The 24699-nt window shown below is 36.9% G+C and carries 24 protein-coding genes; 18 read left to right on the top strand and 6 right to left on the bottom strand.

What is annotated here, in order from left to right; genetic code table 11:
• Positions 1-120: 120 nt before the first annotated feature.
• From AC3WOM_RS16875 to AC3WOM_RS16865, 3 genes are all read right to left on the bottom strand, one after another.
• Positions 121-435, bottom strand: a complete 315-nt coding sequence (locus tag AC3WOM_RS16875; RefSeq protein WP_492447680.1) for a hypothetical protein — start codon at positions 433-435, stop codon at positions 121-123.
• Between the two features lie 119 nt (positions 436-554).
• On the bottom strand, positions 555-1109 hold the full coding sequence (locus tag AC3WOM_RS16870) for an SLOG family protein (protein WP_492447679.1): 555 nt from the start codon (positions 1107-1109) through the stop codon (positions 555-557).
• A gap of 171 nt (positions 1110-1280) precedes the next feature.
• A complete protein-coding gene (locus AC3WOM_RS16865) occupies positions 1281-2444 on the bottom strand; it encodes a DUF418 domain-containing protein (protein WP_492447678.1) in 1164 nt (387 codons plus the stop codon).
• Positions 2445-2547: 103 nt separating this feature from the next.
• On the opposite strand from AC3WOM_RS16865, the gene AC3WOM_RS16860 reads away from it, so the two are divergent.
• From AC3WOM_RS16860 to AC3WOM_RS16825, 8 genes are all read left to right on the top strand, one after another.
• Positions 2548-3249 carry a response regulator transcription factor gene (locus AC3WOM_RS16860; protein ID WP_492447677.1) on the top strand — a complete coding sequence of 234 codons (702 nt, stop codon included), beginning with the start codon at positions 2548-2550 and terminating at the stop codon, positions 3247-3249.
• The gene (locus AC3WOM_RS16855; RefSeq protein ID WP_492447676.1) at positions 3246-4895 is read left to right on the top strand and encodes a sensor histidine kinase; all 1650 of its coding nucleotides are present in this window, start codon (positions 3246-3248) and stop codon (positions 4893-4895) included. The genes AC3WOM_RS16860 and AC3WOM_RS16855 overlap by 4 nt, the downstream gene beginning before the upstream one ends.
• 185 nt (positions 4896-5080) lie before the next feature.
• A complete protein-coding gene (locus AC3WOM_RS16850; protein WP_492447675.1) occupies positions 5081-6274 on the top strand; it encodes an NAD(P)/FAD-dependent oxidoreductase in 1194 nt (397 codons plus the stop codon).
• Between the two features lie 25 nt (positions 6275-6299).
• Positions 6300-6869 (top strand): helical membrane plugin domain-containing protein, encoded by a 570-nt coding sequence (locus AC3WOM_RS16845; protein ID WP_427543144.1) that lies wholly within the window; start codon positions 6300-6302, stop codon positions 6867-6869.
• Positions 6870-6884: 15 nt separating this feature from the next.
• Positions 6885-8291 (top strand): MBL fold metallo-hydrolase, encoded by a 1407-nt coding sequence (locus AC3WOM_RS16840; RefSeq protein ID WP_492447673.1) that lies wholly within the window; start codon positions 6885-6887, stop codon positions 8289-8291.
• Between the two features lie 142 nt (positions 8292-8433).
• Positions 8434-9471 carry a PAS domain-containing sensor histidine kinase gene (locus tag AC3WOM_RS16835; RefSeq protein ID WP_492447672.1) on the top strand — a complete coding sequence of 346 codons (1038 nt, stop codon included), beginning with the start codon at positions 8434-8436 and terminating at the stop codon, positions 9469-9471.
• Positions 9468-10100, top strand: coding sequence for a response regulator transcription factor (locus tag AC3WOM_RS16830; protein ID WP_427543153.1), 633 nt, complete (start codon positions 9468-9470; stop codon positions 10098-10100). The genes AC3WOM_RS16835 and AC3WOM_RS16830 overlap by 4 nt, the downstream gene beginning before the upstream one ends.
• Positions 10101-10235: 135 nt before the next feature.
• On the top strand, positions 10236-11012 hold the full coding sequence (locus tag AC3WOM_RS16825; protein ID WP_492447671.1) for a sulfite exporter TauE/SafE family protein: 777 nt from the start codon (positions 10236-10238) through the stop codon (positions 11010-11012).
• A 130-nt stretch (positions 11013-11142) separates the two neighbouring features.
• Here the strand turns inward: AC3WOM_RS16825 and AC3WOM_RS16820 are convergent, their stop codons facing one another.
• The gene (locus tag AC3WOM_RS16820) at positions 11143-12048 is read right to left on the bottom strand and encodes a TetR/AcrR family transcriptional regulator (protein WP_492447669.1); all 906 of its coding nucleotides are present in this window, start codon (positions 12046-12048) and stop codon (positions 11143-11145) included.
• Between the two features lie 155 nt (positions 12049-12203).
• On the opposite strand from AC3WOM_RS16820, the gene AC3WOM_RS16815 reads away from it, so the two are divergent.
• A complete protein-coding gene (locus tag AC3WOM_RS16815; protein WP_427543161.1) occupies positions 12204-13718 on the top strand; it encodes a DHA2 family efflux MFS transporter permease subunit in 1515 nt (504 codons plus the stop codon).
• Positions 13719-13833: 115 nt separating this feature from the next.
• On the opposite strand, the gene AC3WOM_RS16810 is transcribed toward AC3WOM_RS16815, so the two are convergent.
• Positions 13834-16020, bottom strand: a complete 2187-nt coding sequence (locus AC3WOM_RS16810; protein ID WP_427543164.1) for an MMPL family transporter — start codon at positions 16018-16020, stop codon at positions 13834-13836.
• Positions 16021-16391: 371 nt separating this feature from the next.
• Between AC3WOM_RS16810 and AC3WOM_RS16805 the strand changes: the two genes are divergently transcribed.
• The 6 genes from AC3WOM_RS16805 to AC3WOM_RS16780 all read left to right on the top strand — a co-directional run bounded on the left by AC3WOM_RS16805 (position 16392) and on the right by AC3WOM_RS16780 (position 20743).
• Positions 16392-17018, top strand: a complete 627-nt coding sequence (locus AC3WOM_RS16805) for a TetR/AcrR family transcriptional regulator (protein WP_427543167.1) — start codon at positions 16392-16394, stop codon at positions 17016-17018.
• Between the two features lie 130 nt (positions 17019-17148).
• On the top strand, positions 17149-17931 hold the full coding sequence (locus tag AC3WOM_RS16800; protein WP_492447668.1) for a class I SAM-dependent methyltransferase: 783 nt from the start codon (positions 17149-17151) through the stop codon (positions 17929-17931).
• A gap of 3 nt (positions 17932-17934) precedes the next feature.
• A complete protein-coding gene (locus AC3WOM_RS16795) occupies positions 17935-18624 on the top strand; it encodes an ATP-binding cassette domain-containing protein (protein ID WP_492447667.1) in 690 nt (229 codons plus the stop codon).
• Between the two features lie 13 nt (positions 18625-18637).
• Positions 18638-19699 carry an ABC transporter substrate-binding protein gene (locus AC3WOM_RS16790; RefSeq protein ID WP_492447666.1) on the top strand — a complete coding sequence of 354 codons (1062 nt, stop codon included), beginning with the start codon at positions 18638-18640 and terminating at the stop codon, positions 19697-19699.
• Positions 19674-20444 carry an ABC transporter permease gene (locus AC3WOM_RS16785; RefSeq protein ID WP_492447665.1) on the top strand — a complete coding sequence of 257 codons (771 nt, stop codon included), beginning with the start codon at positions 19674-19676 and terminating at the stop codon, positions 20442-20444. Before AC3WOM_RS16790 ends, AC3WOM_RS16785 begins: the two co-directional genes overlap by 26 nt.
• A gap of 2 nt (positions 20445-20446) precedes the next feature.
• Positions 20447-20743: a cupin domain-containing protein gene (locus tag AC3WOM_RS16780; RefSeq protein ID WP_492447664.1), complete on the top strand. Its 297-nt coding sequence runs from the start codon at positions 20447-20449 to the stop codon at positions 20741-20743.
• A 317-nt stretch (positions 20744-21060) separates the two neighbouring features.
• Here AC3WOM_RS16780 and AC3WOM_RS16775 read toward each other — a convergent pair whose 3' ends face one another.
• Positions 21061-21333: an rRNA adenine N-6-methyltransferase family protein gene (locus tag AC3WOM_RS16775; RefSeq protein ID WP_492447663.1), complete on the bottom strand. Its 273-nt coding sequence runs from the start codon at positions 21331-21333 to the stop codon at positions 21061-21063.
• A gap of 103 nt (positions 21334-21436) precedes the next feature.
• Here AC3WOM_RS16775 and AC3WOM_RS16770 point away from each other — a divergent pair, with 103 nt between their 5' ends.
• The 3 genes from AC3WOM_RS16770 to AC3WOM_RS16760 all read left to right on the top strand — a co-directional run bounded on the left by AC3WOM_RS16770 (position 21437) and on the right by AC3WOM_RS16760 (position 24085).
• Positions 21437-22105 (top strand): Crp/Fnr family transcriptional regulator, encoded by a 669-nt coding sequence (locus AC3WOM_RS16770; protein ID WP_492447662.1) that lies wholly within the window; start codon positions 21437-21439, stop codon positions 22103-22105.
• 321 nt (positions 22106-22426) lie between these two features.
• A complete protein-coding gene (locus AC3WOM_RS16765) occupies positions 22427-22855 on the top strand; it encodes a helical membrane plugin domain-containing protein (RefSeq protein ID WP_205446557.1) in 429 nt (142 codons plus the stop codon).
• A gap of 45 nt (positions 22856-22900) precedes the next feature.
• Positions 22901-24085, top strand: coding sequence for an NAD(P)/FAD-dependent oxidoreductase (locus tag AC3WOM_RS16760; protein ID WP_427543194.1), 1185 nt, complete (start codon positions 22901-22903; stop codon positions 24083-24085).
• The last annotated feature ends 614 nt before the right edge of the window (positions 24086-24699 follow it).

Below are 24699 nucleotides of genomic sequence, written 5' to 3'. Positions count from 1 at the left end.
AACGGAGATCACCTTCATTTGACTTAGGAGTGTTCACAAAGAGTCCCTTGACCATTTAGTTTTTCAACACTATGAAGGAGCTATTCTCATTTGAGAGTAGCTCCTTTTTAAATTTAGAATTTAAATTATTTTGACATAAAAATCCTTACCATTAATTAGTTCGCTAAGTTCAAAGGCATAATTGGTTTTATAGTAATCGTATATATTGCGTGCTAACCCGGAGTGACCATTTAAATATGTTCCCTTGATAATTTCCTTACGTGGATTATGGAAATCAAAATATAAGCGTGAATCGTGGCACATTGTATCCAAAATAGCTTTAAACTCTTGTTCTTCAATATGAATCCCGCGCGTATATTTGCATTCTCTGCGATACGTATCATGGGAAACATTGACCGGAGAAGGCTCAAGAATCATTTCGATTTTTTTATTCAAATGTCAACAGCTCCTTTTAGGATATTAGCAACATGACTAGTTGAAATTCAAAGATGGTTTTTAATGAGTTAACCTTATAATTAAGTATATAATTGTCAGAAAATTATATCAATATTTTTCTACCAATTTTGCTGCTGTATATCCTCAGCTATTACTTGTAAATCGTAGGCATCAATCATTAAAAGTGTGTAATCGTGAGTGACCATATACTTTTCAGCTAGACGCTTCATATATTTTGGAGAGCCCTCGTTTTCTTCGTCGTAAACTAGTAGCAGACCATCTGTGTTTTGGATGATAAATTTATCCTTCTCGATAAATTGCCATGGAGCCTCATATGGCTTTTTCGTAACACTCGTCACAAAATCTGCTTGAGCTACTAAGGATTGATATGCTTCCTTTTTATGGTCCTGCCAATTTTTCTCCTGCTCAAAGAAGGGTGTAATGATAGCGTATTTTAAATGAGGAAATTCCTTTTTCAATATCAAGACAATTTCTGCTCCCCAAGTTTCTACACCTGGCTGTCCACTTATGATAATCCATTCTAAACCTTCATCGATTAGTATACGTAGACGGTTTTCGAGCGCTTTTTTGATAATGGCTATACCTGGATGCTTGTCATTGAAAATTCCGAGTTCATGAGGCTTATAACCAGTGATAATGAGTCGTTGTAACAATATAATGCCCCCTAATCTGTATAGTAGTAATAGTATACAGTAGGGGGCAACCGAAAACGAATTCCTTTGTTCTTTACAGTTGTTTAAAATGCAAATAGTGTTAGGACTGCAGCTACAGCGGCACAGATGCCTAAAAACCACCATGTGTCTGTGAAGTCCTCTTTGGTGTCACTATTCATGTGTTATCTGTCCTTTCTTCTTAATCTGTCCATTCCATGACCAATTTGTCCATGCTCGCAGTATTGCTTCGAATGGTCCGCGTTTAAATTTCTTTAAATAGGCAATGCTAAACGCACATTGCAAGCTATAAACTACAATTCCGAATACAATGCCGCCAAAAACGCCCAGTTTGCTATATAAGCCTAGTCCATATCCGTAAAAGATTGTTGTACAAATAATGGTTTGCATTAGATAATTGGTAAGTGATAATTTACCAACACTTTCAAAGGCAGGAGAGAGCAATTGAACAGGACGAGATTTAAATAATAGTGCTGCTAGGCAGACATAGCCAATTGCTAAAAGCTGTGAGCCTCCCATTAACAAGAGATTCGAAAAATTATTCTCTATAAAACTAAAGCTTTTACAAGCGATCCCTATCGGAACGAGTAATGAACCTAGCTTATACCATTTCTTCTCATCCTCCATATTCACAAATGCTTGCTTTTTAGCAAGTCCCATACCAAGTAGGAACAATGGGGCATAGAAGATAGGTGCAAATATAAGGATGATAAAAATAAATGCAGGATCATCCATTCCAGGAGGTAAAGCATTTGCTCGAAAATCAAAAATTTCTAAATAGCTTCCATGTGCATACACATCATTGGCTTGCTCGATGTAAGTTGCTAACTCTTTTTGTTCTTTTTTATTTGGATCCATATAACCGAATGTTAAAGCAGTTGTCAGTACAAAAAGAATTCCTGCCCAAATAAAAAGTGTTTTCGGCTTACGGTTAATAAAAGGGAGTAAAAATAGAGTCATGCAGCCATAGGATAGAAGAATATCTCCCTCCCATAGTAGTGTTGAATGAAGCCAGCCAAGTACAATAAGCCCAGTGGCACGACGTAAAATGGACCAGCGACTTTTATTTTTTCTTTTTCGAATGGATTCAATCATTTTAATAAGAGAGAAGCCAAATAAAATTGTAAAAATAGGCATGAATGATCCTTCGATAAAGATTTTAACAAAATATAAAGCACCATTATCGATGGTTGAAAGATGCTGAAGCTCATCTTTACCATACATACCAAATTGGAAAATCAGTAAATTCGCCATTAAGATGCCAAATAAACTAAATCCACGCATTGTATCAATGAAGGTTACACGGTTTGTTGTCATTGCGTTTTATCTCCTTAATTGGTTATCTTATACATAGTGTACTTGGTGAAGCTTATGGTGAAATAATGACAGCCTTAAAGTAATCTTAAAAGTAGGTGATAGAATGCAAGATGCGTCAATTTTAGTGTTAGAGGATGAACGTGCTATTGCGGAGATGATTGAAATTATCTTAAGAAAAGATGGATTTTTAAACATCACATTATGTAGCACAGTGCAAGAAGCGAGAAAGAACTTAGAGATGAAAAGCTTTGATTTTTACTTATTAGATATAATGCTGCCAGATGGAAATGGGATAGATATGGCGAATCTTATTCGTGAACGTAGTGATGCACCTGTATTCTTTTTAACTGCCAAGGGTAGTGATGCAGATAAGCTTAGGGGGTTTATGAACGGTGCAGATGATTATATTACGAAGCCATTTAATCCACTTGAGCTGGTAGCAAGGGTGAAGGTACAGCTTGGACGCTATCTAAAAAAGAAGGATGTACGACAAAGCAATCTTTTTGCATGTGGTCGATTTACATTTGATATTGATGCGGCAGAGATAACAGTGGATGGGATAAAGGAAATTATAAGTGGGCGATTGTTTCATCTATTAAAATATTTATGCGAAAATGCTGGACAGGTATTATCAAAGGAGCAAATTTATGAGCGTGTATGGGGAGATTGCTTATTCGATGATAATACTGTTATGGTGCATATTCGAAAACTACGAGAAAAAATAGAAAAAAATCCAGGTAAGCCAACGTGCATTATAACTGTAAGAGGTATTGGTTATAAACTTGTTGGAGATGCCCTTTCATGAAGCCTGCCAGAAAATTAACACTTCGCTTTGTGTCTTATTTCATTGTATTTTATTTGCTAATTATCTCGGGTTTTGTCATTAGTTTGGTGTCCTTCGGAATCTTTATCAATAAACGAGTGGGCGACAATATTCATGTAATGAGCTCCTATGAAATTAAAGATGATGCTATCGTAGAAAAGGGAGCATCCATTCAAATTGCTGATTATTTAGTAAAGAGAGCGAAGGAGAATGCAGGGCAATTATATTTATTCGATCAGTCCATGAACATTGTTGATTATACAGGAGACTTGTGTGAGCTATGCGGAATGTCCGATAGTGAGATCATGAATCTTAAGAAACCAGGTATGCATACGTGGGAGATTCCTAATTATTATTTATTATTTCTGCCAGTATCACCTGTTCAGCCACTTTTTGAGAGCGCACTTCTAAGCTGGAAAGAAGAAGGTGAGATATCCACAGAACTACTCCAACGTATTCAGAATAAAAAGGCAGCTATTGAAATCTATAATGAGCAATGGGACCGTGTAGAAGTTATTGGAGAGCATTATAAAAAGCTCCATAAGCCGCAGTTACTAGAAGAAAAATATGATATTTTTGAGCATGCAGAGTTAACACAGAGTGCAGCTTTAGAGAACAGCTCAACGCTGATTGTACGGATGCCCAATCCATCGTATAAGCCATTTGAGGAGCCCTTTAATAAAGCAATGCTGTTATTTATCTCCATCTTTTTTGGTGGACATATTATTTTGTTAATTGGTGTTATTTTTTTATCTATAAGCATTTCTCGTCAATTTATACGACCACTTGTTTATGTATTATCTCGAATCGATCGACTTACTCAGTTTGATTATAGTGAGGTAAGTGACAAGAATATTCATCATCGGAAGACAGGGAAGCTAAAGAGGAAATTTAAATTATTTCAACCTGTGGATGAATCTCTCAACCATTTATCAGAACGACTTACTTTTAACGAAAGGCAAATTAAACAGGCAGAGCAATTACGTGAAGAGTGGATTACGGGGCTATCACATGATTTAAAAACACCTCTTAGCTCAATTTATGGTTACTCCACTATGCTTGCTTCAGAAGACTATCATTGGTCAATGGAGGAAATGCGTATTTTTGCAAGTACAATGCAGGAAAAGGCAACGTATATGGACGCACTTATTCAGGATTTGACCTATACGTATCAATTGAAAAATAAAGCGATTCAACTTGAAAAAGTGCTGTTACCGCTTGCCTCGTGGCTGCCGAAGTTCGTAGATGAGCAAGTATCTGTAAATGTCTATGGAGATGTTATGCTAGAAGCAGATGAGCTTTTATTAAAACGTATTTTAGATAATTTGATTACCAATGCTAAGAAATATACACCTAAAGGCACCAAAGTAATGGTGGAGGCACAGCAAATCAATAAATCTATAGTAATGACAATCACGGACCAAGGACCTGGTATACCGCAGGAAGAGCTAGATAATTTATTTGAACGATATTATCGAGGTACAAATACGACAGATGATACTACTGGTACAGGGTTAGGATTAGCTATTACTAAGCAATTAATTGATCTGCATAACGGATCAATCAATGTTCGATCAGACTCAGATGGCACAGTTTTTGTTTTAACATTTCAATGTAAATCGCAATAAAAAATAGGGGTAGTACAAGTGATGATTCACTATGTACTACCCTTTGTTGTCATTCTAGCTGAAATTTTAGCATGAAAGTGTAATTTTTTAGGGGATTCCCCCTATATGAAGTCTATTTTCTAACAATTAGTATAAAGATACAAAAGGCATATTCGAAAAAATGGCAATAATCAGGGGGGATACATATGAAAACTTCTTTCAAAGTAGTCATTGTTGGAGGAGGAGCGGCTGGTATTTCTGTGGCAGCACGTTTACTCCGGAAATCTCATGCTCTTCAAGGGGAGATTGCTATTATTGACCCAGCCGAAAATCATTATTATCAACCGCTCTGGACCTTGGTTGGTGGTGGTGCAGCGAACAAAAGTGACTCTGAACGTAAAATGGCTTCGGTTATTCCTCAAGGAGCAATTTGGTTAAAGGAGGCTGTTAATGGCTTTAAACCAGCAGAAAATCGGGTGTTTACGCATAGTGGTACAACCTATACATACGATTTTTTAGTGGTTGCAGGAGGTATTGAAATTAACTGGAATGCTATCAAAGGGCTGAAGGAGTCGCTTGGCAGCAATAGTGTATGTAGTAATTATTCATTTGAACATGTGGATTATACATGGGAAACGATTCGTAATTTTAAATCTGGTACTGCTGTCTTTACACATCCTAACTCTCCAGTTAAATGTGGTGGTGCACCTCAAAAAATTATGCATATCGCAGAGGATTATTTTAATAGGGTAGATGTTCGAGACAATATTAGCATTATTTTTGGTTCAGCAAATCCAGCGATTTTTGACGTACTGAAATATCGTGAGGCACTTGAAAAAGTTATAGAACGGAAAAAAATAGATGCACGATTCCGACTAAATTTAATTGAATTAAAGGCTGATGCAAAAGTTGCTGTTTTTGAAAATTTAGATACAGGTATATTAGAGGAAATTAAATACGATATGATCCATGTTACGCCATATATGTGTTCCCCTGAATTTATCAGGACAAGTCCTTTAGCGGATGAAAATGGCTGGGTAGATGTTAACCCATTTACATTACAACACACAAGATTCCAAAATGTTTTTGGTTTGGGGGATAACGCAAATCTACCGACATCAAAAACAGGAGCTGCTATCCGTAAGCAAGCACCAGTTGTAACAGATAATTTAATGGCTTTAATGCGACAACAGCCGATGACACAAAAGTATAATGGCTATTCCTCCTGTCCAATCGTAACAGGTTATAACAAATTGATTTTAGCTGAATTTGATTATAGTAAGGAACCTGTTGAATCCATGCCTTTTAATCAAGCTGTGGAAAGGGCAAGTATGTATTTTATGAAGAAAGAGTTACTCCCTGTTTTGTATTGGGATGGCATGCTAAAAGGCACTATGTAAGTACGAATGAAGGGAGGCGATATGAATGGCTAATGCAACAACAAGCATGAACGAGGAAATACATCAATTAATGGAAGTGCTTGAGAAACCAGAAATTCGACACTCTTTACAACAATTATTAGAGAAATTACCAGAAATACAAGAAACGATAGAATCTGTTGGCGAAGTAATGGAATTTGGGAAATCTGTATTAAAAGATGATAAAACGATAAGTCGATATGAGGATTTAGTTTCTACCTATAATATAAGCCTTGATACACTTTCTGCCATTGTACAGATCATTGAGAAAATGCCAAAGCTAGTTCATATTTTACAGCAGTTAGAGGATGTAATGGATTTTATTACAGCGGTTCTTCAAGATAAGCAGACAACAACATATGCCATTAATAATGCTAAGGAATATATAGATCCATTGATTGAGAATGGGAAAAAAGGTATGGGCTTTATAAAGATAGTGCAGCAAAGGGCAGAGGAAAAACCTCAAAACCTTACCGTTTTTTCAATTATTAAATGGATGAAGGATCCTTCTGTTCAAAGGCTTCTAAATTATGTGCAGGCTACATTAGACATTTTAAAAGAAAAAAATAGAACGTAAAGGGGAGTAGAACAAATGTTATTACGCTATTTTTATGATGAAAAATTAGCTCACGCTTCATATGTAGTAGGTTGTCAGGCAAAAGGGGAAATGGTCATTATTGACCCGATGCGTAATATTGAGCCTTATCTTGCGCTAGCAGAGAAAGAGAAAATGGAAATTATAGGATCTTTAGAAACACATATACATGCTGATTTTGTTGCAGGTTCTCGTGAGCTAGCAGATCGTACAGGAGCGATAATGTATATTTCTGATGAAGGTGATGAGGATTGGAAATATAAGAATCTTGAAGGAATTCCACATCAGCTATTAAAAGATGGAGACGAGTTTGTTATTGGTAATCTGATTTTTAAAGTTATGCATACACCAGGACATACGCCTGAAAGTATCTCCTTTTTACTCACTGATCGAGGTGGTGCAGCTGATAAACCAATGGGGATTTTTACAGGTGACTTTGTATTTGTAGGAGATATTGGACGTCCTGATTTATTAGAAAAGGCTGCTGGAATGAAGGGAACCTCATTAGTAGGAGCAAAGGCAATGTTTAAATCATTAGATCGCTTTAAGGATTTACCTGATTATATGCAGATTTGGCCAGCACATGGTGCAGGTAGTGCATGTGGTAAAGCGTTAGGTGCTGTTCCATCATCGACAGTTGGATACGAAAAGCAATTTAATTGGGCTTTGCAATTTGATGATGAACAGAAATTTATAAATGCATTGCTAGATGGACAGCCAGAGCCCCCGTACTATTTCGCTATAATGAAGCAGGTCAATAAAGTGGGAATTGAGCTTGTTAAAAATTTACCTATAGTACAAGTAGTATCTAGTTATGCAGAGCTTTCTCAACTTATATCTGAAGGAAAGCAAGTCATTGATACGCGATCAGCAGCTGATTTTTCAAAAGGGCATATCGCAGGTACATTGAATATTCCTTATAATAATTCTTTTACAAATTGGGCTGGTTGGCTGGTTGATTATTCAAAGCCATTATATATGCTTATAGCACCTGACCAACTAGATGATATATTAATAGCATTACGCTCAATTGGTATTGATAATGTTGAGGGCTATGCAGATATAGAGAAAATTATACAAGAGGCAACATCCAAGGAAACCTATGAGAATATAACACCCTTGGAAGCGAAGCCACTGATAGAGGATGGAAGCGTCTATATACTAGATGTTCGTAATCAAACAGAATATATGGCTGGACACATTGAAAATGCCCAACATATTATGGTAGGCACACTAAAAAACCGTTTAAATGAGGTACAAACAGATAAAAAAATTATTGTACAGTGCCAGGCAGGTGCTCGTTCAGCTATTGCTTGTAGTGTACTAAAAGCCAATGGAATTCATGATATTACTAATTTAACAGGCGGTTATACAGCCTGGGTACAAGAAGTTATGAATAAATAGATTTTTATAAGCCGCTAGAAGCAAATGCTTTATAGCGGTTTTTTTCTAAACAAGTAAGTAAAATATGGTTATCATGCCCCTTTGAGATTTTTCAGAAAGTAAAGAAGTTCAACATGAAAAGGGTTTAGGAGGAATGCTTGTCTTGGAGGAAGAACAGCTTAAAAATAAATATTTAAAGCAAATTTTTCAATATATTCAAGATGGAATCATTATTATGAATCACGATAGAGAAATTTTAATGATGAATCCTTCAGCTAAGCGATTAACTGGTTGGAAAATGGGGAATCGAGTACCCTATTGTTCATTTTGTGAAAATCGAAAAAAATCTCCAGGAGAACAGACATGTTATTTAATAGAACGCAATGAGGTTCCCTATTTTTTGTCAAAGATGCCAACGTATCATGGTAGTAAGATCGACGTTGAGATGAGTACGGCATTAATCTATACAGATAGTAAAACAAAGGAGCAGGAATTTCTTCTAGTTCTACGAGATCAAACACTTCAATTAAGGGAAGAAGAGGCAAGAGTTTCTAAGTTTATTATTAAAAAATTAATTGAAGCAAAGGAAGAGGAGCATAAAAGACTAGCACAGGAATTACATGATGGTGTCGGGCAATCATTATTTACTATTTCAGTTGCTCTGCAAGCGGTTGAAGCCTATGTAAAAGAGCATGAAAAACTACATATTTATATTGAAGAGGTTCGGAATGAACTTGAGAAAGTGATGAATGATATTAAATCATACTCCTATCAACTCCGTCCACATAGTCTCGATCAATTAGGGATTACACCTACACTAAGTACACTTGTAGACTCTGTGCAAAAGGTCCATTCAGAAATTTCTATCTTGTTAGATGCAGATTTTCGAGAGCGTTGTCATCCATCTGTAGAAATCAATATTTATCGTGTAGTACAAGAGGCACTGCATAATATTGTGAAATACGCCAAGGCTTCAAAGGTGATTGTTCGATTAGAAAAGAAGGCAGAATACTTAACACTTTATATAGAAGATAATGGTATAGGTTTTAATCTGCAAGAGGTAAAAAAAGAAGGACTTGGTTTAAAGCATATGGAGGAACGAATAACATTGTTAGGTGGAAGCTTTAATATAATTTCTGCCCATAACCAAGGGACAAAAATTAAGATTTCAGTGCCTAACTGGAAGGATGACTATCAATGATTCGTGTACTAGTGGTAGATGATCATGTTTTAATCCGTAAGGGTATTGTTCTTTTATTAGAAAATTATAAAGATGTTGAGGTAGTTGGTGAGGCGGGTGATGGGGCGGAAGCTATTACTCAAGCAATCGCTTTAGAGCCGGATGTTATGCTAATGGATGTTTCCATACCAAATGGTCTAGATGGATTTACTGCTACAGAGGAAATTTTAAAGCAAATGGATAATGTCAAAATTATTATGCTAACAATGCATAATGAAATCGCTTATATTCAAAAGGCAATTTCTTTGGATGCACATGGCTATATTTTAAAAAATAGTCAGGGTGGAGTACTTTATGAGGCGATTCATGCCGTCTATAACGGGCGTACTTTTTATCATGTTGGTATTCCACAGGAATTAATCAATAAATTATTTAAGTATAAGGGACAAGAGGGAAAGTGTATATTAACCGTTCGGGAGAAGGAAATAGTAAGACTAACAGTGCTTGGTTTTACAAATGTTCAAATTGCTGAACAACTTTTTATAAGTAGTAAAACAGTTGAAAATCATAAGTCAAATATTATGCAAAAACTGCATTTGAAAAGCAAGGCAGAGCTTATTCAGTATGGATTGGCGAATAGCTATTTATAAGAATGAGGAACCTAATTTAGTTTGAAGTTCTCTGTCACAATGATAAAGGCGATTAGTGGAAAACCCCTATATGTCTAAAAAAACGGAGGGATTATACTGTAAGCACATATAAAGCGTGAAGGAGATGTAAAAATAATGGATATAGAATTTATAATCGTTATTTTCCTCATTGGTTTCATTGGCTCTTTTGTGTCTGGAATGCTAGGAATTGGCGGTTCAATTATTAAGTATCCAATGCTTTTATATATTCCACCGCTTTTTGGTATAACTGCATTTTCAGCACATGAAGTTTCAGGAATTAGTGCTGTTCAGGTATTTTTTGCAGCCATTGCAGGAGTTTGGGCATATCGTAAAGATGGCTATCTAAATAAAACCCTCATTCTTTATATGGGTGGAGCAATATTAGCTGGTAGTTTCATAGGGAGCTATGGATCGAAATTTTTATCCGAAAACGGTGTTAATATTGTATATGGTATTCTAGCCTTGATTGCAGCGATAATGATGTTTATGCCAAAGAAAAAAAACGATGATAAGCCGATGAATGAAATAATTTTTAACAAGCCATTAGCAGTAACCCTAGCCTTTATTGTTGGAGTAGGCTCAGGGATTGTAGGGGCTGCAGGAGGTTTTTTACTTGTTCCAATTATGCTTGTCGTTCTTGATATACCAACGCGAATGACCATTGCCACAAGTCTTGCTATTACATTTATTTCATCAATTGGGGGTACAATTGGTAAAATCATGACTGGACAGGTAGAGTACTATTCAGCAATCATCATGATTATTTCTAGTATAATAGCAGCTCCATTAGGGGCAAAAGTAGGCAAAAATATAAATACAAAAATACTACAAGGTATTTTAGCTGTACTAATATTAGCGACAGCCATTAAGATTTGGATTGATTTATTATGAAAGGATGCCTGTGTTAAATAAAGATAAGCACTGTTAATGTAATGGATTTCTAAATGCTAGGACAAAAAAACAAGGCATGGCTATATGGAAAGCTACATATTCAAGCTTCCTATATAGCCCTTTCTTGACTTTATTTTTTGCATCTCTCAGAGGGTTGCTCAATTTTTACATATCGCCAAAGGCTATTGGCAATATCACGTGCTTCTGCGACGTGCCCCGTTCCAACGAAAGTTTTACGGAAAGGTGTAAGAAGTGATTCTATGATAAAAAGCTTTGGTTTTTCACGCTGTAGTTCCTCTAATAAAAAATCCACGTACTCTAAGCCTTCCACTGTCTCATTCTTAGTTAAACCCTTTTTAAAGCCTCTTAATTGCTCAATAACTGTGTCTTTATTAACTGTTTTATAATTCACAACATTTTGGATGGTGTTAATCATTTCAACACTAACAATGATTTCTTTTGATTCAAGCATAGCAGGTATAATTACGCTAATATTGCGTAATGCTACACGTACAATTGCTTCGCGATTTATATATTTATAATCGGCAATTAAAACAGCTCGCAATGTCAGATTAATCATACCAAGTGTCTGTACAGCACATTCATAGCTTATTGGACTAATTTCTTCTCCAAATACTTGAACAAGTCGATTTGCAAGCCATTCTAGCTCTTGTAAGTGATAGTTTATAATGATTTTTTTAAGTTCATTATCCCGAGAATGGAATATAGACTCGAAAATTTGAATTAAATTATGCTCACGATTGACATACATAAGTACTGCGACTTGCTGTGTTAAGACTTCCAGGTCGGTAGGATCTTTCCCATATAGAAGTTCGTGGCGACGATTACTTGCCTCCTCACGCCCCTCATCCAATATGGCGATTAAGCATTCATTTTTAGAAGAGAAATGATTATAAAATGTGCCCTTTGAAATTTTAGCTGCACCGATGATGTCATTAATGGATGTATCAACGAATCCTTTTTCAATAAATAAGTCCCTTGCAGCAGAAATGATTTGTCTTTTTCTTTTATTCATAACCTCACCTTTTTATCAATATTATACTCTTATTCTATATCTAAAACGCTTATATATCAACGTTTAAAATTTTTATAGACTTAATTCTTGAAAAAAGTAGACTGCGAGTATAAAATAAGTTTTATCGAAAAACAAGAAAGAATTGAGGGATATATATGGAAAGTGAGCAAACAATGAAAAAGCCCCCATATGGCATGATTTCAATATTATTTGTGGGTGCTTTTGTTGCTTTTCTAAACAACACATTGTTAAATGTTGCGTTACCAACAATCATGAAAGATTTTGGTATAACGTATTCAAAGGTACAATGGCTCGCAACAGGTTATATGCTGGTAAGTGGTATTCTAGTGCCAGCTTCAGCGTTCTTTGTTACACGCTTTAAAAATAGACATTTGTTTATTGCAGCAATGTCAGTCTTTACAATCGGTACAATTATGGCTGGATTTGCACCTAACTTCGAAGTATTACTAGCAGGTCGTATGGTGCAAGCAGCAGGGGCTTCTAGTATGTCGCCGCTTTTAATGAATGTAATGCTGTTTAGTTTTCCAAAAGAAAAACGCGGTGCAGCAATGGGGATTTTTGGTTTAGTAATGATTTCTGCGCCAGCGATAGGTCCTACATTATCAGGATATATTGTTGAGCACCATGATTGGCGTATGTTATTCCAAATGATTATTCCGTTTGCTGTCATTAGTTTGTTGTTTGGTATTTGGAAATTAGAAAACGTGATGGAGACACGTAAGGTTCATTTAGATCTACTTTCAGTACTATTATCAACAGTTGCGTTCGGTGGTATTCTATATGGTTTCAGTACTGCAGGGGATAAAGGCTGGTCAAGTCCTTGGGTATATGGCCCAATTTCAATTGGTTTTATTGCTTTACTGATATTCATCTATAAACAGTTACGCATGGACCAACCTTTGTTAAATTTACGTATTTATAAATATCCGATGTTTGCATTAGGTTCTGCTATCTCTATTATCGTGTCAATGGCTATGTTCTCTGGTATGATTTTAACTCCTGCTTATGTACAATCGATTCGTGGAATTGATCCGTTTACAGCGGGTTTAATGATGCTTCCAGGCGCACTTGTAATGGGGATTATGTCGCCGATTACAGGGAAACTTTTTGATAAGTTTGGACCGCGTATCTTAGCCATTATCGGGTTAGCTATTACAACGGTTGCAACATTCGGTTTAACAAAATTAGAATTAGATTCAAGCTATACATTTATCGTATCTATGTACTCAATTCGTATGTTTGGTATATCAATGGTAATGATGCCAATTATGACAAATGGTTTAAACCAATTACCACAAATGATGAACCCGCATGGTACAGCTATTAATAATACTGTACAGCAAGTGGCAGGAGCCATTGGTAGTGCTGTAATGGTTACGTTCATGAATAACCGTACAAAAGCTACAGCCCAGGATTTAATTGCAGAGGCAAAAGCAAATGCAGCGCAATCAGGAGCAGCTCCAACACCTGAGCAAATGCAGCAAATGCAGGATCAAATCATGCAAAATGCCTTATTAGATGGGATTACACACTCATTCTTTATAGCAGCTTGTGTTACAGTAATTGCCTTTGTACTTGCGTTCTTCTTAAAACGTGTAAAAATTGAAAGTGCAGCTGCACATATGGATTTGAAAAAACCAACTAAATAATTTATAACCTGCCAGAAGTAATTCTACTGGCAGGTTTTTCCTTTTAGTAGAAAAAAATAACCCGTTTATGTAATCACAGCGATTACAAAACGGGTTATTGCTTTGCGTGATGATATTAAATGTCCTTTTTAAATAATGCCCCTGGCCAAAAAGCAAATTTACCCAAAACGGTAGTGATTGCTGGGACAAGTAAAGGACGCACAATGAATGTATCTAGAAGTACCCCAATTGCTGTAACGACACCGAACTGCACTAATACTTGAATTGGCAGTGTTGCAAGAACTGCAAATGTCCCTGCCAAGATAAGCCCAGCAGATGTAATAACACTCCCTGTTCGTACAACACCTTCCTCTACTGCAGTTAAATGATCGGTAGTCTTTCGTTTTTTCCAAATCTCTGAAATCATAAAGATATTATAATCTTCTCCAAGTGCTACTAAGAAGACAAAGGCATAGAGCGGAATTGCTCCTGAAATGGCCTCAGCTCCCATAACATGATGTAAAATAAGCCATCCAGCCCCAAGTGCACCGAAATAGGAAATAATAACAGTGGCTAATAAATAAACTGTCGCTGTAAGGGAGCGAAGATAGATAAATAATAATAGAGCGATCAAGGCAATCATCGTTGGCATAATGACCGTTTCATCCCTTACCGTAATTTGCTGTGTATCATATTGACTAGCTGTCTCTCCACCAATCCATATATGCTGGTCTGCCTCTTTAATGCCTTTAGATTCAAGCATTTTTACTACTTCTGCTTTTAGCCCTGGAATATGTGCTAATGATTCCTTAGCATAAGGATTTATATTTAAAGTTAGTTCATACAATTGTATATGATTATTCTTTTCTCCAATCTGAACATCTGTGACATTGTCAATATAAGAGATAGATGCTAATTGCTGTTGTAAATTAATATCTGTTCCCTTAGTGTCAATGACGAGCTGTATAGGTGCTAATTCACCAGGAGAGAAGTTTTCTTCTATTAAAGTAAAGCCTTCACGTGACGGCATATCCTCAGGGAAGGATGATAATAAATCAAAAGTATATTGAATACGTGGCACAAATACGCTTAAACCACCTAATAATAATAAAGTTACTACTATCACAATCCATGGTTTATGTGTCACAAAATACCCGATTTTATGACTTGTTTTATGGGAAGGCTTGTGTTGCTTTTTACCTTTCCTTTGAGCCATGTCCTCTGTTCTAGGTACAAATGGGAAAAAGGCTACGCGACCTATTAAAACAAGAATTGCTGGTAGTACAACGAGTGCTGCAACTCCCATTACAAGTACGCCAAAGCTAAATGGAACTGCAAAGCGTTGAAATGCACCATAATGGGCAAGGCTAAGAGTAGCTAGACCGATCACAACAGTTAAGGCACTCATCAAAATTGCTCCACCAGATTCCCTTACTGCAAGCTTCATGGCTGTTGTTTTATCCTCAACCTCAAATAGAATTTCGCGGTACTTTGAGATTAAAAATAGACAATAGTCTGTACCTGCACCAAAGAGTAGCACGGTCATAATAGAAACAGCCTGTGAATCCTTAGCAATCCATCCATGATCAGCGAAGAAGCCAAGGGTTGGACTGATGATACCATAAGCAAGGCCCACAACGAGTAAAGGAATGATAGCCAACAATGGTGAACGATAAATAATAATTAATAGCACCAAAACAAGGAGTACAGTTGCCATTAATAATTTTGTATCAGCTTTTGAAAATAGACTGACGGCATCTGTTGCAATGCCGACTGGTCCAGAATAACGAACATGAAGTGCGTCACTGGCTAAGTCCTTCTTTGATTGAACATTATTTTCATCCATTGTTTTCGTTAATGCATTTAAACTTTCTTGCAAAATATCAGTTGCAAGCCCTTTTTCAAAGAAGACAGGAGTGACAATGGTTGTACTGTTTTCAGATGCGGAGGCGGCAATGGCCTGTGTAGGCATTTGATCGTACGGTGGAATGAGCATTTGATGAGCTAAAGGTTTATCTTTTAGCTTTCCATAAATCTTTTGGATAACACCAAAATCATCAGTAGTTAGACCACTTTCTCGATGCCAAACAAGTAATAAGGGTGTGCCTGCATCATTAGGGAATTGCTCTGCAATGATAGCAGCGGCTTGTTCTGACATTTCTGTACTAGGTAAATTTTTACCTGATTCACTTTCAATGCTATTGATTTGTGGCCAAGCAAAGGATAGAACAACAACAAGTAAAACCCAAAAAACAAGGGTTAGGACCCGACCCTTTTTACTTGCTACTATTGAGCCCCATTGCTCAAGCGGATGTTTTTTCACAAGAAGACCTCCATTCGGTATAAGTATTATTAATTATATATACTAGTAGGTTAATTAATCAATTGTGAAATACTAATATGTTATACTATGTTTAACTTCTTTCAGCAATGTTTTTTGTATCGAATGCGTAGCTGCAGATGTTTTATGCGCGTAAGCGTAGCGGCAGATACAGAAGTCTCCCACCTCTATAGGTGGTGAGATGAATGCGAATTTAATTTTCAGAGGGTGTTCAAACTTCCGCTGAAAGAAGTTAAAGTCTCCGGCAGATGTCACAGAATCGAAAAGGAGTTCTTTGTGTAAGCACAAAGCCGATTCCGGACGCAATTATGCCGAGGCATAATTGATAAACAATGCTTTATAAGGAGGCGAATATGATGAAACAATCGCCGCGTGTTCTCGGAAGGCCTCGCCATAATGAAAATGCAAAACCGACAAAAAATATTGTCCTTGAAACGGCCACAAGACTTTTTATTAAAGAGGGCTACAAAAATATTTCGATGGATGATGTAGCAAAGGCTTGTAACGTGACAAAGGCAACCGTCTATTATTACTACCCAACAAAAGGTGATCTATATACATCTGCATTAATTGCAATGATGGATAGAATTCGACTAGCTATTCTGCAAATTTTAGAGCAGCCAAAACCCTTTAAAGAACGTCTAGAGCAACTTGTTGAAGTTCACTTATCAGCTACAGTAGATATTGACATGAAAAACTTTATGAGAGAGGCGACAATTAATTTATCGGAATCTCAGTTAAAAGAAGTACATGTTTCAGAAAATAAAATCTATCAAACAATTGAGCAGACAATGCAGCTAGAGATGGAGAAGGGTACAATTCGTAAAGGAAATGCTACCTTTTTTGCGCATACATTTATGGCGATGATGTCCATTGGATATTTCAAAGATGGGGAAGGAAAGCGATTGTTTAACACAGTACAAGAAACAGCCAAAGAAGTGACTACTTTCTTTTGGCAATCTGTTCATAATAATGAATAAGCACCTTTAAAACTTTTAAAAGAAGTTATCTCAAATTTTGAGGTAACTTCTTTTTTGTGATGCAGGTCACATTAATTGATAATAGTTCTCATTTATAGTGATGAATATAACGAAAAGAGGAGGAACTGGAATGGCAATATCAGAACAACGTCTACCAACACATTTATTTTTAGCGAAATTAGGGAAAACGGTTTTACGCCCGGGTGGGAAAGAAGCAACGAATCGAATACTTAAGGCTTGCCAATTACATAAAGGAAGTCAAGTTCTAGAGGTTGCAACAAATATGGGCACTACCGCGATACACATAGCTAAAACATATGAGGCAAAAGTAATTGGCATAGATATCAACAAGGATGCTGTTCAAAAAGCAAACGACAATATTATTCGTGAAAATGTTCAACATCTAGTTCAAATCCAACAAGGTAATGCAACACAACTACCCTTTGAGGATGCATCATTTGATGTAGTTATCAATGAAGCCATGCTCACAATGCTTCCTCAAGAAATGAAGGAACAGGCATTGTCTGAATATATGCGTGTTTTAAAGCCAGGTGGTATTTTAGCAACACATGATTTAGTTATAAAGGCTGTGAACGAGGAAAATGTGTTAGAAGAAATACAGGCATTACGTGATGTCATCATCGTAAAGGCACAGCCATTAACTAAACAGCATTGGCAGACATTGTTTGAAAATGTAGGCTTTCAACAGATTGATTCACAGACAGGTGAGCTCCATCTAGTATCCTTAGTAGGGCTTGTTCGTGATGAAGGCTTGGATGGTTTAGCTCATATGATTGAGAATGCTCGAAAAAAACCAGAGGATGAAAAATATTTCCTTGAAATTATTGAACATTTCGATATTGCTCGTCAGCATTTTGGACACATCATTGTCGTAGCAAAAAAGCAAGGATAACGTATGGAAACAATCATCCAATTTCAACAGGTATCAAAATCCTTTGGTGCTAAACAAATAATTAAAAATTGCAATTTGAGCTTACAGGAAGGTGAGATTGCTGCGATTATCGGACCTTCAGGGTGTGGGAAAACGACTTTTTTACATTTAGCCACAAAAGTATTGCAGCCAACATCAGGACAAGTCACATGCTTTGCAGATCGATTAGGTTACGTATTCCAGGAGCCAAGGCTATTACCGTGGTGTACATTATACGAAAATGTTGCATTTAGCTGTAATGGTGTTGTAGACAAAGCACAGATTATCAATCTACTGAGTCGAGTCAAACTTGAGAATGAGCTAGCTGCGTTTCCAAAGCAATTATCTGGCGGTATGAAGCAACGGGCATCCATTGCTAGAGCATTTGCTTGTAAACCAAAGCTTATTATGATGGATGAGCCTTTTTCAGCGTTAGATTATTGGATAAAAAAAGAGCTTATAGAGGATGTTATTGATTTAATCGACAACGAGCATGTGAGTATGCTTTATGTGACACATGACTACGAGGAGGCAGCGACAGTTGCAGACCGTATTATTAATATCACGCAAGCGAAAGAGGGCATTTACAAGGAATATATATTAAATGTACCACGTAAACAACGTAGCTTTGACTACATTAAAAATATGGAATATCAATTATTACAAAAATTGTAAGGGAGAAAATAGGATGAAAAAATGGTCTTTTAATAGTTTTTTAATCATATGCCTAGTATTTATATTAGTAGCTTGTGGAAAAACGGACAATGCACAAAAAGAACAAGCATCGAAAGAAAATGAGCAGCCTTCTACTGAGCAATCAGCAACTACTGAGGTAGAAAAGGCTGAAAAAATTACGATTCAAGCACCTGCAGGTATTTCGATTGCAGCTCCACTCTATAAAATCATGAAGGATAATTCCTTATTGGAGGGTGCAGAGGAGGTTGAATTTTTGACGTGGAATACACCTGATGAGCTACGAGCACGCATAAGCGGTAAGCAAGTGCAAATATCTGCTGTTCCCACATATGTAGGAGCAAATCTTTATAATAAAGGTGTAGACATTCAATTAGTCAATACATTAATTTGGGGAATTTTATATTTTATTGGACCTGAAGGGGAAACGATTTCATGGGAGAGTTTGAAGGGAAAAACAGTACATGTTCCTTTTAAAGGTGACATGCCAGCTTTAGTATTCCAGTATTTATTGCAAAAAAATGGTCTGGATATTGAAAAGGATTTAAAGGTGGAATATTCCTCTACACCACAAGAGGTCGTGCAGCTATTAGCAGCAGGCAAGGCACAGTATGCAGTGTTACCAGAGCATACAGCATCATTAGTTATGGCAAAGGCAAAGAAAGAGGGAGTTGCGTTACAGAAATCAATGAGTTTGCAAGAGGAGTGGGCAAAGGCAACAGGGAAGGAACCACGAATTCCACAAGCAGGAATTATTGTTGATCGAGCATTAATCCAAGAGCATCCTGAGTTTGTGGAGTTATTGCAAAAACAAATAGAGACATCCATTCAATTTTTAAAAAATGAACCTGTGGCTGCAGGCGAACTATTAGCGAGCTATCAAGAGGGACTAGAACCTGCGTTTATTACTAAATTGCTTCCGTATTTAAATATTGAATTCGTAACAGCTCAAGAAGCAAAAGAGGAGCTTGAGTTTTTCTTTGAACAGCTAGCCTCGTTATCACCAGAAATAATTGGTGGACAGTTACCAGATGAAAAATTCTATTATGAGCCGTAAAAATAGCTTTATCATTCAAGTAAGTACGTGCATTGGGATATTGCTCATTTGGATAGTGCTATCATTTAACTTTTCTAGTATTCTCATTCCATCACCATATGAAACACTAGTAGCTTTATGGAAAATTACAATTACTGGCGAGTTACTACAGCAATTTTATTTAACGATGATTAGAATGAGTATAGGATTGCTGATAGGTATGACCTTTGCAACTATTTGTGGACTGTTAGCAGGGAGGTTTGCTGTTATTTATGAAATATTTCGCCCTATTATTTCATTTTTATTAGGTATCCCGCCAATTATTTTAGTAGTCGTTGCAATGGTTTGGTTTGGCACAAATTCTATTATTCCGGTATTTGTAGTAAGTATATTGGTGTTTCCAACCTTTTACGTTAATATTGCCAATGGCTATCGACAAATTGATAGTCAGTTATTACAGATGGCAACTGTTTATCAAAAATCAAATTGGCAGAAAATGCGCTTTATTATTTTGCCGAGTCTAATGATTCCTTTTTTGACTGCGTGTTCATTAGCAGCTGGAGGTGCAGTAAGAATTACAATCATGGCAGAGTTATTAGGAACAAGTAATGGAGTTGGTGCAGCGCTAACAATGGCTCGTATTAATATCAATACAGATAAAGTATTTGCTTGGACATTTATCAGTGTATTAACCATCATAGCAATTGATGTATTTATATTAAATCCGTTAAAAGTAAAAATGATGAAATGGAATATGGAGGAATAACGATGACAATTATTCATGTACAGACTGTGCTAGCAGAAAAGGCAAAGCATGTAGGAAAGCTAGGAAGTGTTGATGGTGCAGAGGTATTAAATATTCAATTACGTGCAGGTGAAAAAATTCCAGCACATCATACAGATAATGAAGTATTAATTATCGTTCAATTTGGCGAAGTTCGCTTTATCATTGAAGGAAAAGAAGAAATTTTAACGGCGGATACGATATTAGCTATAAAACCACTGGAGAGTCATAGCTTAGAGGCAATAACAGATGTTCGTATCATCGTCATTAAATTAAAATAACGAAAAAGCTCCTATTATGGAGCTTTTTCTATGTGTAGATGGTGCTGTTATTTAGGTAACCGTGCTACGATGGATATGGCTTGTAAATATTGATTATATGTCATAAATGATTCCGCATCAACAGCACACGCTTCCGAGCTTTGGCGTTTGTTAACACATTTTTGGCGATTTTCATAACTCCTAAAAATCCCTCATCTTCAATTAAACGTTTCGGATAAAGTAGGTGTATAGGCGCCGTATCCACATGCTCGATTATAAAGCCATGCTGTTGTAAAATTTCCTGCCACTCTTCAGCTGTTAATGGTAATGCATTTACTTTAACTTCTTTCAGCGAATGTCTTTTGTACCGATTTAGCGGCTTCCTCGTCTCGCTCAATAGCTGTATAAGTTGGTTTATTTTCAAGTGTCATTTTGGCCGTAATGCCAAGCCCTGGTGCAAACTCTACAACATGATCTTGTTCAGTAATGGCTAAATGTTCAAGCATTTGCCTAGTCATTTCAATGCCACCAGGACGCAATACGATTTTTCCTAAGCTTGCTAACAACCAATGGCCAGGCACTTTTTCATAGTCTACAATATGGGTGTTCAAAATCGATAGCCTCCTTTATATTGAAAATGATTATTATTCTCACTATTATATAGGTAGAAGAACGATTCATTCTGTGATATAAGTCAAATTTGGAGGGATACATGTGAGCTATCAAAAAGAATATTGTTTTTCAAAGGTACAGATATTTCAACATTTAAAAACACATGAGATGGAGCAAATTTCACATATTATTACACATCAACATTTTGATAAAGGGAATATTATCTTATTGGCTGGTGATCTTAAGAAAAAACTATTTATCGTAAGGCATGGTCGAGCAAAGGTTTCACATATATCTACGGACGGGCGTGAATATGTTGTAAGAGTATTAGAAAAAGGTGATTTTTTTGGAGATGTAACATTGTTCAATGATGAGCCACAAAAATCTACAGTAGAAGCACTAGAGAAAACAGAAGTTTGCTCTCTTGATGGTGAGGAGCTAATGAAAATATTGGCGGGAACACCTATTACTTTATTTCAAATGCTTGCCCAGCTTTCTACGCGTTTAGAGGAAACAGAAAATCATCTAAGTGAAGCGATTTATAAAGAGGTCAGCGAAAGACTAGCTGCTTTTATTCTAAAATCAGGGGCAACTGCTAAGAGTGACTCATTTTTATTAACAATGAGTAAAAAAGATTTGGCATCTTATCTCAATACAACCCGTGAAACATTAAGTCGCCGTTTATCTGCATTCCAAAAAGAGGGGTACATAAGGATGACGGGCAAAAAAATTACAATTCTTAATTTTGCTGCTTTGGAAAATTTATTATAGTCAGACAGTTAATAGTTGACTAAAACAATGAATTTTGAAAAGATTGTCGAAATTGTGATTTAGCTCATTGAAATAATGGACAAACAGTTTTATAATGAAGGTTGTAATGTCACCAAGACAAGATAAGGATGGAATTATGATGCGCTTTTTGCGGATTAAAGTTAACATTGTAATAACAAGTCATACGAATCGCTATCCGGCCCTTGTGACTGGTGAATGTGGAAGATATACGCTGTAACGACTGTTAAGTTTTACCTTAATGGTCTTTTTTACATGTAAGTAATAAAAAATAGTATTAGTGATGGCAAAGGAGAGTTCAACATGTCAGAAACGAATAACCAAACACAGGCTGAGCAAGTAACTGTGAGTAAAGAACAATTAGATGTCCTAGATCAATTATTAAAGCCTGAAGTTCAAGAATCTCTTACAACTTTAGTTGAGCAATTACCGAAGTTAACTGAAATGATGACATTATTAACGAAATCATACGAGTTTGCTCAAGCTGTTGCAACAGACGAAGTGCTTAAAAACGATACAGTTGGAGCAGTAACAGAAATGGCTGGTCCTGTAGTAGGCTCTGCAAAAAACCTTGCAGCAACTGCAATTGAAGCAAAAGACCGTGCATCTGAAAGCCATGAAGTAATTGGTTTATTCGGTCTTGTGAAAATGTTAAAAGACCCTCAAGTTCAAAATGTTTTCCGTTTTGTTAATGCTTTCTTACAAGTAAGCTCAGAACGCAAAGCTAAATAAGACTCAAGGTAAATTCAATTCGTAAGGACGGAGGATTAATTAATCATGTCAAAAGAAATCGTCATCTTAGGTGCTGGTTACGCTGGCGTTTTAACTGCATTAACAGCACGTAAGTATCTATCAGCTGATGAAGCTAAAATTACTGTAGTAAACCAATTCCCAACACACCAAATCATCACTGAGCTTCACCGTTTAGCTGGTGGTACAATTGCAGAAGGTGCTGTTGCTTTACCACTTAAAAAAATCTTTAAAGGTTTAGATATTGATTTACAAATTGCGAAAGTAACAAAATTCAATGTAGACACTAAAAAAGTAGACCTAGATACTGGTTATACATTAACTTACGATACACTTGTAGTATCTTTAGGCAGCCAAACTGGATTCTTCGGTATCCCTGGATTAGAAGAAAATTCAATGGTACTAAAATCAGTAAATGATGCCAATAAAATTAACAGACATATTGAAGACCGCATTAAAGCATATGCACAATCTAAAGATGAAGCAGATGCAACAATCGTTATCGGTGGTGGCGGTTTAACGGGTGTTGAGCTTGTTGGTGAAATTGTGGACAACTTCCCGAAAATCGCTGCAAAACACGGTGTTAACTTTGCTGACCTAAAAATTAAACTTGTTGAAGCTGGTCCAAAAATCTTACCAGTACTTCCAGATGCACTTATCCAACGTGCTACTGAAAGCTTAACAAAACGCGGAGTAGAATTTATTACGGGTACGCCTGTTACTGGTGTGGATGGTAATGTTATTTCTCTTAAAGACCGTGAACCAATCGTTGCAAACACGCTTGTTTGGACAGGTGGGGTAGCTCCACTACCAATCGTAGGCGAATCAGGTCTTGCAGCAGATCGTGGTAAAGCAACAATCAACGAATTCTTACAATCTACATCTCACGAAGATGTATTTGTTATTGGTGACGCATCTGTAGCATTACCAGCTGATGGTGGTCGTCCACTGTATGCTCCAACTGCTCAAGTTGCGTGGCAAATGGGTGAATTCGCTGGCTACAATGTATTTGCACAATACAAAAACCAAGAGATGAAATCATTCTCAGCTGTGAACTCTGGTACACTTGCAAGCTTAGGCCGCAAAGACGCAGTTGCTACGATTGGCGCTAGCAACACAGAGCTTAAAGGTCTTCCAGCAACACTTATGAAAGAAGCGTCTAACATTCGTTATCTAACACATATTAAAGCACTATTCGGCTTAGCATATTAATATTTTAAGGGCATGAATCAATAATTTTATTGAATTCATGCCTTTTTAATGTTGATTAGGGTTACTTGGGCATTCTTTGAGATGGGGGAGCAGAGCAGTTTTAGGGCATACCCGATCACTTTTCGAGTCACCCGAGCGGCTTTAGGGCATACCCGATTACTTTTTCGAGTCACCCGAGCGGCTTTAGGGAATACCCGATCACTTTTTCGAGTCACCCGAGCGGCTTTAGGGCATACCCGATCACTTTTCTGGGTGACCCGAGCAGTTATAGGGAACACCCGATCACTTTTTCGGGTGACCTGAACGGCTTTAGAGCATACCCGATCACTTTTCCGGGTGACCCGAGCAGTTATAGGGAATATCCGATCACTTTTTCGGGTGACCCGAGCAATTTTAGGGCATACCCGATCACCTTTCCGGGTGACCCGAGCAATTTTAGGGAATACCCGATCACTTTTTCGAGTCACCCGAGCGGCTTTAGGGAATACCCGATCACTTTTCCAGGTGACCCTAGCAATTTAGGGCATACCCGATCACTTTTCCGGGTGACCCGAGCAATTTTAGGGCATACCTGATCACTTTTTCGGGTGACCCGAGCGGCTTTAGGGCATACC

The organism is Lysinibacillus sp. FW301-JW8 (genome assembly GCF_058788755.1).
The sequence above is the reverse complement of the archived record's forward strand: the minus strand, read 5'-3'. Positions and strand labels throughout refer to the sequence as shown.

What these genes read in the sequence shown, in the direction of transcription:
- AC3WOM_RS16765 (WP_205446557.1), top strand. Translation starts at nt 22,427, where the DNA reads ATGTCAGAAACGAATAACCAAACACAGGCTGAGCAAGTAACTGTGAGT.
- AC3WOM_RS16800 (WP_492447668.1), top strand. Translation starts at nt 17,149, where the DNA reads ATGGCAATATCAGAACAACGTCTACCAACACATTTATTTTTAGCGAAA.
- AC3WOM_RS16820 (WP_492447669.1), bottom strand. Translation starts at nt 12,048, where the DNA reads ATGAATAAAAGAAAAAGACAAATCATTTCTGCTGCAAGGGACTTATTT.
- AC3WOM_RS16760 (WP_427543194.1), top strand. Translation starts at nt 22,901, where the DNA reads ATGTCAAAAGAAATCGTCATCTTAGGTGCTGGTTACGCTGGCGTTTTA.
- AC3WOM_RS16860 (WP_492447677.1), top strand. Translation starts at nt 2,548, where the DNA reads ATGCAAGATGCGTCAATTTTAGTGTTAGAGGATGAACGTGCTATTGCG.
- AC3WOM_RS16780 (WP_492447664.1), top strand. Translation starts at nt 20,447, where the DNA reads ATGACAATTATTCATGTACAGACTGTGCTAGCAGAAAAGGCAAAGCAT.
- AC3WOM_RS16850 (WP_492447675.1), top strand. Translation starts at nt 5,081, where the DNA reads ATGAAAACTTCTTTCAAAGTAGTCATTGTTGGAGGAGGAGCGGCTGGT.
- AC3WOM_RS16795 (WP_492447667.1), top strand. Translation starts at nt 17,935, where the DNA reads ATGGAAACAATCATCCAATTTCAACAGGTATCAAAATCCTTTGGTGCT.
- AC3WOM_RS16865 (WP_492447678.1), bottom strand. Translation starts at nt 2,444, where the DNA reads ATGACAACAAACCGTGTAACCTTCATTGATACAATGCGTGGATTTAGT.
- AC3WOM_RS16845 (WP_427543144.1), top strand. Translation starts at nt 6,300, where the DNA reads ATGGCTAATGCAACAACAAGCATGAACGAGGAAATACATCAATTAATG.
- AC3WOM_RS16790 (WP_492447666.1), top strand. Translation starts at nt 18,638, where the DNA reads ATGAAAAAATGGTCTTTTAATAGTTTTTTAATCATATGCCTAGTATTT.
- AC3WOM_RS16805 (WP_427543167.1), top strand. Translation starts at nt 16,392, where the DNA reads ATGATGAAACAATCGCCGCGTGTTCTCGGAAGGCCTCGCCATAATGAA.
- AC3WOM_RS16825 (WP_492447671.1), top strand. Translation starts at nt 10,236, where the DNA reads ATGGATATAGAATTTATAATCGTTATTTTCCTCATTGGTTTCATTGGC.
- AC3WOM_RS16830 (WP_427543153.1), top strand. Translation starts at nt 9,468, where the DNA reads ATGATTCGTGTACTAGTGGTAGATGATCATGTTTTAATCCGTAAGGGT.
- AC3WOM_RS16855 (WP_492447676.1), top strand. Translation starts at nt 3,246, where the DNA reads ATGAAGCCTGCCAGAAAATTAACACTTCGCTTTGTGTCTTATTTCATT.
- AC3WOM_RS16785 (WP_492447665.1), top strand. Translation starts at nt 19,674, where the DNA reads ATGAAAAATTCTATTATGAGCCGTAAAAATAGCTTTATCATTCAAGTA.
- AC3WOM_RS16815 (WP_427543161.1), top strand. Translation starts at nt 12,204, where the DNA reads ATGGAAAGTGAGCAAACAATGAAAAAGCCCCCATATGGCATGATTTCA.
- AC3WOM_RS16840 (WP_492447673.1), top strand. Translation starts at nt 6,885, where the DNA reads ATGTTATTACGCTATTTTTATGATGAAAAATTAGCTCACGCTTCATAT.